This window comes from Polymorphospora sp. A560 (assembly GCF_045781765.1).
In the GTDB taxonomy this organism is placed as follows: Bacteria; Actinomycetota; Actinomycetes; order Mycobacteriales; family Micromonosporaceae; genus Polymorphospora; species Polymorphospora lycopeni.
The window spans coordinates 1051050-1065442 of the sequence record NZ_CP122282.1; the positions used below are offsets into that span (position 1 = coordinate 1051050).

Below are 14393 nucleotides of genomic sequence, written 5' to 3' on the forward strand. Positions count from 1 at the left end.
GTCGGCGTGCCCGGCGGCCACCGCCGACGTTCGGCCCGGCGGCCACCGCTGGCGTTCCCCGGCGGCCCGCCGTGTCCCGGGCGCCGGCCGCCGTGGGATTCGGCCCACCGTCGGACACCGTCGTGGATATCCTCCCGGTGAAACCGGCCGCCCGGCCGACGCGCGGCCGGGATCGCGGCCCGGGAGCGGTCGTCCGGGACCGGCTGCCGCCGACAGCGGCGGTCGCCCGGTTGACCTACCTTGGGGCCGACATCCACCACACCGCGGCCGGCCGCGTGCCGGCCAGGGCCGGCCACGACCCGTGGAGTGACCGTGCGACTGCTGCGCAGCCCGATCCGCGACTACGCCTGGGGATCCCGTTCCGTGATCGCGGAACTGCAGGGGCGCCCGGTGCCGAGTGACGGCCCGGAGGCCGAGCTGTGGCTGGGGGCACATCCGGGGGCACCGTCACTGGTCGAGTTGGCCGACGGGACACCGAGCCTCGTCGACGTGATCGCCGCCGCGCCCGGGCACTGGCTCGGGTCCGCGGTGGTGTCACGGTTCGGTCCGCAGCTGCCATACCTGATGAAGGTCCTGGCCGCCGACGCCCCGCTGTCGTTGCAGGCCCATCCCGATCTCGACCAGGCCCGGGCCGGCTACGCGGCGCAGGCCGTGGCCGGTGCCGGTCACCGCAACTACGCCGACGGCAACCACAAGCCGGAACTGCTGGTGGCGCTCACCCCGTTCGAGGCGCTCTGCGGCTTCCAGCGGCCGGACCTGTCGGCCGACGTGCTGGCCGGGTTCGGGATCGCCGCCCTCGACCCGGTGATCGCGTCGCTGCGCGCGGGCGTCGACGGGCTGCGCGAGGCCGTACGGCTCCTGCTGTGCTGGCCGCCGGCCGAGCGGTCCGGTCTCGTGGCGGCGGTCGCCGCGGCCGAGCTGCCCGAACGGTTCGCGGCCGAGCAGGCATTGGCCCGCCGGCTCGCCGGCCACTATCCGGGTGATCCGGGCGTGCTGGTCGCCCTGCTGCTCAACCACGTCTGGCTCGAACCCGGCGAGGCGGTCTGGATGCCGGCCGGCAACCTGCACGCCTACCTGCGGGGTGCCGGCGTGGAGATCATGGCGGCCAGCGACAACGTGCTGCGCGGTGGCCTGACCCCCAAGCACGTGGACGTCGCGGAGCTGTTGCGGGTGCTGCGCTTCGAGGTGCTCGACGAGGTGGCGCTGCCGCCGGTCCCGGTCTCGCCCGGGGTGGTCACCTGGCCGGTGCCGGTTCCCGACTTCGTGATCCACCGGGTGACCCTCGACGGGGAAAGTCCTCGGGTGACGCTCCCGGTCGACGGGCCGCGGGTCGTGCTCTGCACGGCGGGGCAGGTGGCCGTCACGGACGGCCCCGGAGCGGTCGATCCGGATGGCCGGGCGGCCCCCGGACCGGCCGAGGTGGTGACGGTGCCGCCCGGGCGGGCGGCGATCGGCGCGGCGGCGGGTGGCGCGCTGACGTTCACCGGCGCCGGTACGGCGTACGTCGCCTCCGTCGGCGTGCGCTGACCCCTACCTTGACCGCCGCCGGCAGGCGTGCCGGCAAGGGTGCGCAATTGACCATTTCTGGATTTTTCCGAAATCCCTTGACAGGGCAGTTGCTGAGTGTGACTCTATAGGTACGCAGCGTTATCGCGACGAAGGTCCGAGACACGCGCGAGGAACCAAACCGGGGGGATGCGCGGGGCGGTCGGGCAGTGAGCGGGAAACCGTTCATCAGCTCGCCCGCCCCGCGCGCTGTCCGCGTACGGGTGTTGGTGCCCGCCGACCGCGAACTGGCGCGGGACCGACAGGTCCGCGCTGATGGTCAACTGCCCAGCGTAAGCTTGACCGTCGCGCAGCAGACTCGTACGACAGGAGCTTTTATGACCAGCACCCTTCCGGCGACCGCTGACGGGACCCGCCCGCAAACCCTCGCCGAGGGCGACTTCAAAGTGGCCGACCTGTCCCTGGCGGCGTTCGGGCGCAAGGAGATCCAGCTCGCCGAGCACGAGATGCCGGGGCTGATGGCGATCCGCCGGGAGTACGCCGCGAGCCAGCCGCTGCGGGGTGCCCGGATCACCGGATCGCTGCACATGACGATCCAGACCGCCGTGCTGATCGAGACCCTCGTGGCGCTCGGCGCGCAGGTCCGTTGGGCGTCCTGCAACATCTTCTCCACGCAGGACCACGCCGCCGCGGCGATCGTGGTCGGCCCGGACGGCACCCCCGAGGCGCCGGCCGGCGTGCCGGTCTACGCCTGGAAGGGCGAGACGCTCGAGGAATACTGGTGGTGCACCGAGCAGGTGCTGGTCTGGCCGGACGGCCAGGGCCCCAACATGATCCTCGACGACGGTGGCGACGCGACGCTGCTGGTGCACAAGGGCGCCGAGTTCGAGGGCGTCGGCGCCGTACCGGCGGTCGAGACCGCCGACTCCGAGGAATACGCCGTCATCCTGGGCCTCCTGCACCGGTCGCTCGCGGAGGACAACCGGCGCTGGACCCGCGTCGCGGCCGGCATCAAGGGCGTGACCGAGGAGACCACCACCGGTGTCCACCGGCTCTACGAGATGCAGCAGGCCGGTTCGCTGCTCTTCCCGGCCATCAACGTCAACGACTCGGTGACCAAGAGCAAGTTCGACAACAAGTACGGCTGCCGCCACTCGCTGATCGACGGCATCAACCGCGCCACCGACGTCCTCATCGGCGGCAAGGTCGCGGTCGTCTTCGGCTACGGCGACGTCGGCAAGGGCTGCGCGGAGTCGCTGCGCGGCCAGGGCGCCCGGGTCATCGTGACCGAGATCGACCCGATCTGCGCGCTGCAGGCGGCGATGGACGGTTACCAGGTGGCCACGATGGAGGACGTCGTCGAGACCGCCGACATCTTCATCACGGCGACCGGCTGCTACGACGTCATCACCGACGAGCACATGGCCCGGATGAAGCACCAGGCCATCGTCGGCAACATCGGCCACTTCGACAACGAGATCGGGATGGCCGCCCTGGCCAAGCGCCCCGACGTGCAGCGGATCAACATCAAGCCGCAGGTCGACGAGTGGCGGTTCGACGACGGCCACTCGGTGCTCGTGCTGTCCGAGGGACGGCTGCTCAACCTCGGCAACGCGACCGGGCACCCGAGCTTCGTCATGTCGAACTCGTTCGCCAACCAGACGATCGCCCAGATCGAGCTGTTCACCAAGACCGACGAATACCCGGTCGGGGTCTACACCCTGCCGAAGTACCTCGACGAGAAGGTGGCCCGGCTGCACCTCGACGCGCTCGGTGTCAAGCTGACCGAGCTGACCTCGGCGCAGGCGAAATACCTGGGTATCCCGATCGAGGGCCCGTACAAGTCCGACCACTACCGCTACTGATTTCCCCAGGTACGAACGAACGGGCCGGCTGGAGCCTCCAGCCGGCCCGTTCGTGTCTCGGGGCCTCAGTTGTCGGAGCGCCGGCGGGGACGTACCCAGGTCCAGATGCAGTAGACGAGCCAGGCGACCGCTACGGCCGTGGCCAGCGGGCGCAGCCGCAGCGCGTTCAGGGCGAGGATGACCGCCAGGACGACCAGCCAGGGTACGAAGGCTTTCACCCCGCCATTGCAGCAGATCCGGGCCTGGAACGGACAGGTCCGGCGGGGGAGGGGTGGGCCGGCGTTTGCCGCCGCCGACCCACCCCCGGCTCGCCCCCCCCCGGGTCAGGCCGCCAGGTGCTGTGCCCTCCGGCCCGCCACCTGGACGAGTTCTGCCTGGAGCAGCCGGCTCCAGCGGCGGCGCACCTGGTGGAGCGTGGTGAGGATGGGGCGGGCCTGGGGCCCGTCCTCGGTCGGCAGCAGCACGGCCGCGCCGTCGGGTAACGCGACGACCCAGGCCGCGACCCGACCAGGGTCGTCCATCCCGCCGCGGTCGTAGAGCGCGTAGAGGGAGGGCTTCTCGTCGACGAGCACCAGCCCGAGACTGAGCTGCCAGGGCAGTTCGGCTACGTCGCCAGCGGTGACTCGCTCGTTGATCACGGCAGCCTCCCCGTGTCGGGTGGCGGCGGCGCATGTGTGATGTCGCCGTCGCTCAGCGCACTTCCAGCCTGCATGAGAGCCTGCTCAGATGCAAGTGCAGATTGATGCCAGGATGTTGCATTGCTCGGCAACAAGTTGCCCTTATGCTTTGCAGGATGGCAGTGAAGCCCAGCCCGACCACGCTGCGACGGCAACTCGGCGCCGAGCTGCGCAAGTTGCGCGAGCAAGCCGGCAGCACCGTCAGTGAGGTCGCGGAAACGCTCGGCTGGTCCGATTCGAAGATCAGCCGGATCGAGACGGCGCACACCGGTATCCGCAACGGCGACCTCGACCGCCTCCTGAACCACTACGGTGTCAAGGAGGACATCGCGGCGAAGATCCGGGCAATGGCCAGCCAATCACGCCAAAAAGCCTGGTGGGAGGCGTACGGCGACGTCCTGCCGAACGCATACGAGACCTACATCGGCTTCGAGGCCGAAGCCACCAGCATCTTCAACTACGAGTGCCAGATCGTGCCCGGCCTGCTCCAGACAGCGGAGTACGCGAGCGCGGTCATCCAGGCCGACGGGGTCTACGACGACCCCGACGTCCTCGGTCAGCGGGTAGCCGTACGGATGGCCCGACAGGCCGTCCTGACCCGCGAGCCACCGCCGCAACTCTGGGTGATCCTCGACGAGGCGGTTCTGCGTCGCCAGATTGGCGGCCCCGACGTGCTGCGCCGCCAACTGCTCCGGCTGGTCGAGGCGAGCGAACGACCGATGGTCACCATCCAGGTGCTTCCGTTCGCGGTCGGTGCACATCGGGCACTGGCCGGATCGTTCGTGATCCTCGAATTCGCCGGCCGCTCCGACGCGCCACTCGTCCACAGCGAAGGCATGACGGGCGGGGTGATCCGGGCCAGACCGGAAGAACTTCGGAGCTATTGGATGAGCTTCGAGGCGTTGCGTGCGGCTGCCCTCTCGCCGAGGGAATCGGTCGAGTTCATCACCGCGACCGCGCACGACAACAACTGACACCAGTAACCAAAAGAGAGGAAGTGGCGCGGTGTTCTCTGCGCCTGAAAACGACGAGCTGCGCTGGTTCACGAGCAGCCGGAGCGCTGGCAACGGCCAGTGTGTCGAGGTCGCGGTCGTACCCGGAGTGGTCGCCGTGCGCGACTCGAAGGACCCGCACAGCCCGATCCTGCGATTCGACGCCGGCACGTGGCAGAACTTCGTCACCTCCGTACGAAGCGGCGACCTCGCCGACGGCTGATTTTCCGGGCGGTCGGGCCACCTCCCGGCCGCCCCTCCAAGACGACGGCGCGGACCGGCCTCAACCGGGCGGGGCCGCCTCGTCCGGCGGGGTCGACGGGCGCAGCGTGCTCGCCACCGGCGGCGGACGCATCCCGGTCCAGTCCGGCAACTCGGCCGTCGGCCCCAGCCACGGCGGGGTCGGCCAGCGCTGGCTCGGCCAGTCCGGACCGGGCTGCACCGGCGCAGGCGGGCGTACGACGTCCGGTGTCCACGACTCCGCCTTCGGTTCCAGCCTCGCCACCGGGACCGGCCGTCCGATCAGCGGCGACGCCGCCAGGTCCGGCCACAGCGCGGCGCTGGCCGCCCGGGCCCGGCTCAGCCGTAGCGCCGCCCGCCGGTGCCGCTCGGCCAGGACCGCGGCCAGGTAGGCCCAGGCCGGTACGCCCGGTGGCGGCGGGGGAGCGGTCGTCGCGGCGACCTCGTTCGCGAGTTGCTGTCCGAGCCGGCTGCGGGCCGGCTCGACCAGCCGGTGCCCGCGGGCCAGGTAGTGGCGGATCGTCAGGGCCAGGTCGTCGGGCAGCCCGGTCAGGTCGAGCCGGCGGGCCCAGCCGGCCAGCGGCGCCGGCATCCCGGGTATCCAGCCCCACGCCGCGGGGGTGCGGTCGTGCACGACGAGAGTGCCGGCCGCGAGGTCACCGAGCCGCCGGGCGCGGGGATTCGACAGCATCGCGCCGAGGCTCGCCAGCCAGGTGACGAGCGGCAGCACCAGGCCGGGCCACTCCACGGCGACGCCCACGAGGCTGCGGGTCAGCGCGTGCCGGAACCGGACCGGGCCGCCGTCCTCGCGTACGACCCGCAGGCCGAGCGCGGCCTTGCCGATCGTACGGCCGCCGGCGAACGTCTCGAACAGCGTCGGATACAACACCAGTACGACGATCACGCCGACCGTGAACAATCCGCGCTCGAACGCCTTGTCGACGGTGAAACGGTTGGCGACCGCCGCGAGCCCGATCATGCCCACGAGGGCGAGGGCCAGGGCGATCTGCGCCTGCATCACCACGTCGATCAGCAGCGCCACGACCCGTGAACCGACCCGGGCCACCCGTACGTCGACCTCCACCGCCTCGCCGCTGACCAGACCGGCTTCCGCCGTCCGGGGCTGGGCCGGCGACGGCGGACGGAGACTCACTCGCCCAGTCAACACCATGTCGGCGACACTGGGCGACGTGGATCTCGACGCGTACGTCGCCGAGCACGAGGGTGAATGGCGACGGCTCGAACAGTTGTCCCGCGGGCGCCGGCTGTCGGCGGCCGAGGCGGACGAACTCGTCGCCCTCTACCAGCGTGCCGCCACCCATCTGTCGGTCGTACGCAGCCGGTCGCCCGACCCGGCGCTCGTCGCGCGGCTGTCCCGGCTGGTGCTGACCGCCCGGGCGAAGGTCACCGGCGGCAGCACCTTCACCTGGCGCGACGTCGGCCGGTTCTGCACCGTCGGCTTCCCGCTGGCGGTCTACCGGGCCTGGCCGTGGTGGTCGGGGGTGGCCGTGGCGTTCAGCGGGCTGACCGCGTACATCATGTGGTGGGTGGCCGGGCACCCGGAGAGTGCCGAGGCGTTCGTCGGCGCGGACGAGGCCCGGGAGTTGGCCGACACCGGGTTCGCCGCCTACTACACCGAGTTCACCGCGCCGACGTTCGCGTTCCAGTTGTGGACGCACAACGCGTGGCTGGCGGCGCAGTGCCTGGCGGCGGGCATCCTCCTCGTACCGACGGTGTGGCTGTTGTGGGTCAACGCGGTCAACATCGGCGCCGTCGGCGGGATCATGATCGACCATGGCCGGGCCGACGTGTTCTTCGGTCTGATCACCCCGCACGGCCTGCTGGAGCTGACCGGCGTGTTCGTCGCGGCCGGCGTCGGGCTGCGGATCGGGTGGGCGTGGATCGCGCCACCGGCCGACGTGGGCCGGGGACGGGCCCTCGGCGAGGCGGCCCGGTCCGGGATGCTGGTGGCGCTCGGCCTGGTCGCGGTGTTCGCCGTGTCGGGGCTGATCGAGGCGTTCGTGACCCCGGCGCCGTTGCCGACCGCCTTCCGGATCGGGATCGGGGCGCTGGCGTGGGGCGCCTTCCTGGCCTACGTGCTGCACTTCGGCTCGCGCGCCGCGGCGGCCGGCGCGTCCACCGACGTATCGCCCTGACGGCGAGGGACGCCGGTACGGGGAGAGACGAGTCGGGGTCAATCTGCGGCCAACAAGGTAGATTGAATCTACGTAGATTGCATCTACCCAAGTAGGTGGCGGGTGACACAGTTCGTCGGCCGGCGTGCCGAACTCAACCTTCTCCAGAAGCGGCTGGATCAGATCGGCCGCACCGGGACCGGGGTGGCGGTCGCGATCCGTGGTCGCCGCCAGGTCGGCAAGTCGCGGCTCGTGCAGGAACTCTGCGACCGGGCCGGCCTTCCGTACCTCTTCTTCACCGCGATCAAGGGCGCCTCCAGCACCGAAGCGACCGCCCTCTTCCTCGCCGAGTTGGTCGAGTCGACCCTTCCCCGGGAACGCGACCTGGTGCCCCGCACCCCTCCCGCCGGTGGCTGGCCCGACATGCTGAGGCTGCTCGCCAGCCTGCTGCCCGGCGGCCCGTGCGTCGTCGTTCTCGACGAACTGCCGTGGCTGTCGGAACAGGACGAGACGTTCGACGCGGCGCTCCAGGTCGCCTGGGACCGGCTGCTGTCCCGGCACCCGGTACTTCTGCTGTTGCTCGGCAGCGACCTGCACATGATGCAGCGGATGACCGCGTACGACCGGCCCTTCTACGGCCGGGCGGACACCCTCGTCCTGGGGCCGCTCAACCCGGCCGAGACCGCGGACGCGCTCGGTCTGGCGGCCGCCGACGCGCTGGACGCGCATCTGATCACCGGCGGCCTACCCGGCATCGTGCGTCGGTGGCCGACCGGCACTCCCGCCATGGAGTTGTTCCGGGAGGAATGCGCCGACCCCGCATCGCCCGTCTTCAGCGTTCCGGAACAGTCTCTTTCCGCCGAGTTCAGCAATCCCGACCTCTCCCGACGGGTGCTGGAGGCCGTCGGCGGTGGTGACCGTACGTTCTCCAACATCGCCGCGACAGCCGGGTCCCAGGCCGGCGCGCTTCCTTCCGGCACCCTCTCCCCACTCCTGCAACGGCTGGTCACCGACAAGGGGGTGCTGGCCGCCGACGAGCCACTGTCGACCCAACCGGGGCGGCCCGCGCTCTACCGGGTCGCGGACAGCAACCTGCGGCTCTACCTGGCAGTGCTCCGCGACGCACAGCAGCAGACGAGACGCGGCCGGCCGGAGGCCGCCTTCGCGCTCGTCGAGCGACGGTGGGCGACCTGGCGGGGCCGGGCGATCGAACCGCTGGTACGGGAAGGGCTGGAGTTGGCCGCTGCCGCGGGTGACCTGCCCTGGCCGAATTCCGAGATCGTCGGCGGCTGGTGGAACCGCCGGTTCGACCCGGAGGTCGACATCGTCGGTGCGGATCGTGGCCCGGTCGCCGGCCGGATCGACTTCGTGGGCTCGGTGAAGTGGGTGTCGGCCCCGTTCGACCGCCGCAATCTCGCCGCGCTCCGGCAGGGTGCGGCACAGGTTCCCGGGTTCGACCCGGATGCCACCGGTCTCGTCGCGGTCAGCCAGGCCGGAGCAGACCTGCCGGCGGACGCGGTGGACCTGGTGTGGGGACCCGCCGACCTGCTCAACGCCTGGCCGCGATGAGGCACCGGGCGCGAGGAAGGAGCAGAGGAAGGAGCAGGGGTCAGAGGCGGCCCTGGGCCTTCAGGGCCAGGTAGGTGTCGGCGACCTGCGAGGCGAACAGGTGTGGCGGGGAGTCGACCACCCGCACGCCCTGCCGGGCCAGTGCGGCGCGTACCCGGTCCCGCTCACCGAGCGCCCGCCAGGCCGCCGCGGCCGAGTAGACGTCGGCGGCCCGCGCCGGTGGCGTCGACGTCAGATCGGACAGCACCGGGTCGTGGGTGGCGGCGACGACCACCCGGTGCCGGGCCACCAGCCGGGGCAGCACCGGCAGCAGGCCCTCGCCGAGCGCGCCCGGCTCCAGCGCGGTGAATAGCACCACCAGGGACCGCTTGCGTTCGCGGCGCAGCACCTCGCCGACGATCAGTTCGAAGTCGGTCTCCACCAGCGTCGGTTGCAGCGGCGCGAGTGCGTCGACCAGCCGGGTGAGCAGCACCTGCCGGCCGGCGCCGGAGACGACGGCGCGTACGGCGGTGTCGACGGCGAGCAGGTCGACCCGGTCACCGGCGCGGGACGCGAGGGCGGCGAGCAGCAGTGCGGCGTCGATCGACGCGTCGAGGCGGGGTTCGGCACCGAGCCGGACGGCGGACGTACGGCCGCTGTCGAGCACGCACACCACCCGCCGGTCACGTTCGGGGCGCCAGGTGCGCACCAGTACGTCCCGCCGGCGCGCGCTGGCCCGCCAGTCGATGGAGCGGACGTCGTCGCCGGTCACGTACTCGCGCAGCGTGTCGAACTCGGTGCCCTGGCCACGGCCACGGGTGGTGGTCGCGCCGTCGAGCACCCGCAGCCGGGCGGTCTTCTCCGGCAGGAAGCGCCGCGACTCGAAGCGCGGCAGCACCCGCAGTGTCCACTGTGGGGTCGTCGGCCGTTCGGCGCGCTGCCGGAACGCCAGCCGCATCGGCCCGTACGAGCGCACCCCGAGCCGTACCGCGGCACGGTCGCCGCGCCGGGTCGGGGTCAAGGTGGTGACCACGGTCGCGGTCGCGCCCGGGTCGGCGGCGACCCGGCACGCACGTCCCGCCACCGGGCCGCTGCGCGCTCCCGCCGACGGCACCCACGAGTCCCGTACGTCGCCGACGAACCGGCGGGGTGAGCCGTTGTGCAGCGACAGCGTGACGGTGGCGGTGCCGCCCAGCCGGACGGTCCGGTCCCCGGCCCGCGCGGCGGTGAGGTGCCGGGGCGAGGCGGCCAGGGCGAGGTCGAGCAGGGCCAGCAGGAGTACGGCGCCGGTCAGCACCGCCAGGCCCAGCCAGGCCGGCGACCACAGCGGCAGGGTCAGCGCGCCGAGCCCGAGCAGTGCGGCGGCCCGCCAGGTGAGCACGGTCGCTACCTCGGCGTCGGCACGGTGCCGAGCACCGCGTCGAGGACCGCGTCGGCGGTGACGCCCTCGAGTTCGGCCTCCGGGCGCAGCCGTACCCGGTGGCGCAGCGCGGCGCGCGCCACCGCCTTGACGTCGTCGGGGGTGACGTGGTCGCGGCCGGCGAGCCAGGCCCATGCCTTGGCGGTCAGCAGCAGGGCGGTGGCGCCGCGCGGCGAGGCGCCCAGCTCCAGCGACGGCGAGACCCGGGTGGCCCGGCACAGGTCGACGATGTAGCCGAGGACCGGCTCGGCGACGCCGACCGCGCCGACCGCCTCCCGGCCGACGGCCAGGTCGGTGGCGGTGGCGACCCGCCGTACGCCGGCGGCGGTGAGGTCACGCGGGTCGAACCCGGCGTGGTGGGCGCGCAGCACGCCGAGCTCCTCGTCGCGGGTCGGCAGCGGCACGGTCAGCTTCAGCAGGAACCGGTCGAGCTGGGCCTCGGGCAGCGGGTAGGTGCCCTCGTACTCGACCGGGTTCTGGGTGGCCACGACGATGAACGGCTGCGGCAACGGCCGGGGTGTGCCCTCGACCGACACCTGCCGTTCCTCCATCACCTCCAGCAGCGCCGACTGGGTCTTCGGCGGGGTCCGGTTGGCCTCGTCGGCGAGCAGCAGGTTGGTGAAGACGGGCCCCTCGCGGAAGGTGAACTCGGCGGTCCGGGGGTCGAAGACCAGCGACCCGGTGACGTCGCCGGGCATCAGGTCCGGAGTGAACTGCAGCCGCTTGGCGTCCAGGTCGAGAGCGGCGGCGAAGGTACGTACCAGCAGGGTCTTGGCGACGCCGGGGACCCCTTCGAGCAGGATGTGCCCGCGGCACAGCAGGGCGATGACCAGGCCGGTGACGACCGCGTCCTGGCCGACCACGGCCTTGGCGACCTCGGCGCGCAGGCGGTGCAGCGCGGCCCGGGCGTCGTCGGCCGGGATGGCGGACCGGTCGGCCGGTCCGGCGGGTCGGGTCACCGGGTCTCTCCTTCGTCGGTTCGGTACGCCGGACCATGGTGCCCGGCGGGCCCGTCGCCGCCGGCACCGGCGGCGGGCGGGCGGGGTGGTGGGGGCAGGGCGGCGGATCCGGACGGCCACGACGCGCCGGCGGCACCCGGGGTGGCGACGGCGTGCGGCAGCGCGTCCAGTTGCCGGGCCAGGTCGAGCAGTTCCGCGTCGGTCGCCGGTGCGGGGCCGTAGAGCAGTGCGTCGACCTCGTCGGGCGGCTGGCCGGTCTGCGCGGCGACCGCCGTGACCACGTCGGCGGGGCCGGGATCGGCGGGCAGGTCGAGCAGCGGCACGACGCGGTCCAGGGCGGCGGACCGCAGGATCTCGGCGGCCGGGCCGCGCGCCCTCGCCCGGCGGTAGAGCCGGGCCCGCCCGAGGACCGTCTCGGCGGAGCGGACCGAGACGGCCAGCGGCTCGGTCGCCGGCGGCCCGAGGCGCCGGGCCCGCCACAGCGCCACGATCAGCAGGGCCAGCGCGAGTTGCGCCAACAGTGCCCAGAACCAGGGCGGGAAGGCGCTCCACACCGGGTTCGGCCCGTCGGCACCCGGTGGCCCGTCGCCGCCGGGTGCGTCTCCGCCGGGGCGTGGCCGGCCGCCGTCCCCGGACGCCGGGCCGCCGGGCAGCCCGCTCCCGCGGTCCGGATCGGGAACCGGTGTCGACGCGGGGCCGCCGTCGTCCGAGGTTTCGGCGGGAACCGTCGGGCGCGGTTCGGGCCGGTGCAGGTCGAGCCAGACGACGCGGGGGGCGGCGGCGAGCAGGGCGGTCGCCAGGGCGGCGTTGCGGTGTTCGTCGATCCGGTCGTTGCGGAACGGGTCGGCGGTGCCGATCACGAGCACGTCGATCGACTGCCATGCCAGCCCGACGAGCCCGCCGTCGTAGCAGCGGTCGAGCCGCCCGCCGGCAGCCGGCCCGGACGGCGACGTGTGGTCGTACCGCTGCCGCAGGGCCGCCGCGGCGCCCGCCCCGACGGCCTCCGGCCGGTCGCAGCCGGCGCCGGGGGCGGTCGCCCGGGTGGTCCAGCGCCGGGCACCGGTCCGGAGCGGGATTCCGGCGGCCCGCAACGCCCCCGGTGCCGGGTCGACGAGCACGATCCGGGTCCGCGCCGGAAGCAGGCGGAGCATTTCCAGGTAGGCCGGATGCACCATCGACGGCGTCGGGACGAACAGTGTCGCGTTTCCCCGGTACGCCGACGCCAGTGCCTCCGGGGTGCGGGTCTGCCGCTCGACCGACGTTCCCTGCGCGCGCAGCCGGTCGGCGAGCTGCCGGGCGCCGACCGGGGCGGTGCTGACCGGGGACAGGAAGTCGCCGTCGGTCGGATCGGGTTCCTCGATCGCGTACGTCACGCCGGTGATGAGGAACAGCAGCAGCACGAGGCCGAAGGGGATGGCGATCCGCCGGCGGCGCCGTACGGGTCTCGTGGCCGGTGGCCGGGGTGCGCCGGCGGTCACCGGTCGCCCCGCCCGCCGGTGCCGGTACGCGGCTGGTCGGCGTCGTCGGCCAGCGCCCGGTGCAGTTCGGCGGCGAGCTGGCGCATCCGGGCGTCGTGTTCGGCCCGCGCGGGCCGCTGGCCGTACCAGAGGTCGGAGAAAAGCCGGCCGGCGGCGGCCAGCGGGGCGTCGACGGCCGGCAGGGCCCGGCCGGCCGCCCCGGCCAGCTCGGTGACCGTCCACCCCGGACGGTGTTCGATCACCTGCCGGTCGGCGAGTTCGCGGACCATGGCGCGCAGGCGCTCGCGGACCGCCTCGGCGTACCGGCCCTGTGCCGCGTAGCGGTCGGCGAGCGAGACGAACGCGGCCACCGGCAGGTCGGGCAGGGCGTCGGGGTCCGTCTGTTCCGGCACCTCGGTGGCGGCCGGCTTCTTCCCGCGCCGCCAGGGCCACCGGGGCCGGCGTGGCCGCCAGCGCCAGCGGGGCAGCCGGGGCAGCCGTCGCGGCACCCACGCCGGCCACCAGTACCAGCCGGCGGCGACCAGGGCCGCGGCGGCGACCAGCAGCAGGGCGGCCAGCGGCAGCGGTAGCACGTCGCCGACCGACGCCACCGTCTCGGTCCACCACCGGCTGAAGTCCGCACCGCCGGTGAGCGACGCCCGGCCGGTCGGCATTCCGCCGGCAGGCAGCGGGGCGGCCGACGTCGCGGCGGTCACGGTCCGCCCGCCAGGATCGCGGCCGCGGACCGGCCGGTGTGCCGGGCCCGGGTGAGCGCGATGTCCAGTCCCTCGGTCCGCATCCGGGTCTCCAGCAGCAGCACCGCGTCGAGACAGGCCAGCGTCGGGTAGGCGAGGCTGTTGACGAGCAGCCAGACGACGGCGGCGACCGGCACCGCCCAGCCCGGGTCGTCGATCCCGACCGCGTTGAGCGCGGCCAGCGCGCCCAGGCTCAGCGCGAGCCGGACCGCGAACCAGGCCAGGTAGCCAATGAGCCGGATCCCGGCGCCGCGCAGCCCGGACCGGATGGTCAGGAGGGCACTCCGCCCCAGGGCCTGGAGCGGGCCGGTCCGGTCGATCACCAGGGCCGGTACGGCGAGCCCGACCAGCGTGTATCCGATGACCCAGGTCGGCCCGGTCAGCGACACGAGGAACACGATCCCGCCGGCGCACAGGGCGAGTACGGCGACCAGACCGAACCGGCTGCCGGCCGGGCGCAGCAGGTCGCGGGCGGTGGCCCGGTGGCCGAGCAGTTCGGCCGTGGCGGCCCGACCGGTGAGGCCGCCCAGCGCGGCGATGATCGCCACTTCGGTGGCCGCCCCGACGCACAGCAGCATCCAGTACGCGCTGGCGTGGTCGAAGTTCGGCAGGTAGGCCGGTGGCGCGACGTGGGCGGCCGTCCGCAGTGGCGCCAGCAGGAGCTGTTCGCCCAGGGCCAGCACGGCGGCGACCGGCATCAGCACCGGGGCGTACGCGCGCAGCAGCGCAACGGCGGCGTCGAGCAGCTCACCGACGGTCAGCGGGCGCAGCGGCAGCACGGCGGGCCGGCCGGCGTGGTCCACACGGTCTCCAGGGGCGCGGTACGAGTCAGCGGCCAT

The 14393-nt window shown here is 73.3% G+C and carries 14 protein-coding genes; 6 read left to right on the forward strand and 8 right to left on the reverse strand.

Translation table 11 applies throughout. The features are described from left to right. The first annotated feature begins 312 nt into the window (after positions 1–312). Together manA and ahcY are read left to right on the forward strand one after the other, a co-directional pair. Positions 313–1527, forward strand: a complete 1215-nt coding sequence (gene manA, locus QCD66_RS04900) for a mannose-6-phosphate isomerase, class I (protein WP_375736023.1) — start codon at positions 313–315, stop codon at positions 1525–1527. 356 nt (positions 1528–1883) lie between these two features. After that, positions 1884–3371 (forward strand): adenosylhomocysteinase, encoded by a 1488-nt coding sequence (ahcY, locus tag QCD66_RS04905; protein ID WP_357533755.1) that lies wholly within the window; start codon positions 1884–1886, stop codon positions 3369–3371. Positions 3372–3436: 65 nt separating this feature from the next. Here the strand turns inward: ahcY and QCD66_RS04910 are convergent, their stop codons facing one another. Then, entirely contained in the window at positions 3437–3589 is a 153-nt protein-coding gene (locus tag QCD66_RS04910; RefSeq protein WP_375736024.1) for a hypothetical protein, read from the reverse strand. Positions 3590–3694: 105 nt separating this feature from the next. Then, entirely contained in the window at positions 3695–4009 is a 315-nt protein-coding gene (locus QCD66_RS04915) for a hypothetical protein (protein ID WP_364216048.1), read from the reverse strand. Positions 4010–4164: 155 nt separating this feature from the next. Between QCD66_RS04915 and QCD66_RS04920 the strand changes: the two genes are divergently transcribed. Together QCD66_RS04920 and QCD66_RS04925 are read left to right on the forward strand one after the other, a co-directional pair. Beyond that, positions 4165–5022 carry a helix-turn-helix transcriptional regulator gene (locus QCD66_RS04920; RefSeq protein WP_357533748.1) on the forward strand — a complete coding sequence of 286 codons (858 nt, stop codon included), beginning with the start codon at positions 4165–4167 and terminating at the stop codon, positions 5020–5022. A gap of 31 nt (positions 5023–5053) precedes the next feature. Further along, a complete protein-coding gene (locus tag QCD66_RS04925; RefSeq protein WP_364216051.1) occupies positions 5054–5263 on the forward strand; it encodes a DUF397 domain-containing protein in 210 nt (69 codons plus the stop codon). Between the two features lie 60 nt (positions 5264–5323). Here the strand turns inward: QCD66_RS04925 and QCD66_RS04930 are convergent, their stop codons facing one another. Further along, complete coding sequence (locus QCD66_RS04930) at positions 5324–6433, reverse strand: RDD family protein (protein ID WP_407567019.1); 1110 nt, start codon at positions 6431–6433, stop codon at positions 5324–5326. A gap of 16 nt (positions 6434–6449) precedes the next feature. Between QCD66_RS04930 and QCD66_RS04935 the strand changes: the two genes are divergently transcribed. Both QCD66_RS04935 and QCD66_RS04940 read left to right on the forward strand, forming a co-directional pair. Further along, positions 6450–7436, forward strand: coding sequence for a stage II sporulation protein M (locus tag QCD66_RS04935; RefSeq protein WP_375736026.1), 987 nt, complete (start codon positions 6450–6452; stop codon positions 7434–7436). A gap of 102 nt (positions 7437–7538) precedes the next feature. Next, complete coding sequence (locus QCD66_RS04940) at positions 7539–8984, forward strand: ATP-binding protein (RefSeq protein ID WP_375736027.1); 1446 nt, start codon at positions 7539–7541, stop codon at positions 8982–8984. A 40-nt stretch (positions 8985–9024) separates the two neighbouring features. On the opposite strand, the gene QCD66_RS04945 is transcribed toward QCD66_RS04940, so the two are convergent. From QCD66_RS04945 to QCD66_RS04965, 5 genes are read right to left on the reverse strand one after another with little or no spacing between them, the layout of a single operon-like run. After that, entirely contained in the window at positions 9025–10344 is a 1320-nt protein-coding gene (locus QCD66_RS04945) for a DUF58 domain-containing protein (RefSeq protein ID WP_375736028.1), read from the reverse strand. A gap of 5 nt (positions 10345–10349) precedes the next feature. Next, a complete protein-coding gene (locus tag QCD66_RS04950; RefSeq protein ID WP_375736029.1) occupies positions 10350–11342 on the reverse strand; it encodes an AAA family ATPase in 993 nt (330 codons plus the stop codon). Continuing rightward, the gene (locus QCD66_RS04955) at positions 11339–12820 is read right to left on the reverse strand and encodes a DUF4350 domain-containing protein (protein ID WP_375736030.1); all 1482 of its coding nucleotides are present in this window, start codon (positions 12818–12820) and stop codon (positions 11339–11341) included. The genes QCD66_RS04950 and QCD66_RS04955 overlap by 4 nt, the downstream gene beginning before the upstream one ends. Next, the gene (locus QCD66_RS04960; protein ID WP_375736031.1) at positions 12817–13515 is read right to left on the reverse strand and encodes a DUF4129 domain-containing protein; all 699 of its coding nucleotides are present in this window, start codon (positions 13513–13515) and stop codon (positions 12817–12819) included. Before QCD66_RS04960 ends, QCD66_RS04955 begins: the two co-directional genes overlap by 4 nt. Further along, positions 13512–14357: a hypothetical protein gene (locus QCD66_RS04965; RefSeq protein WP_375736032.1), complete on the reverse strand. Its 846-nt coding sequence runs from the start codon at positions 14355–14357 to the stop codon at positions 13512–13514. Before QCD66_RS04965 ends, QCD66_RS04960 begins: the two co-directional genes overlap by 4 nt. Positions 14358–14393 lie beyond the last annotated feature (36 nt).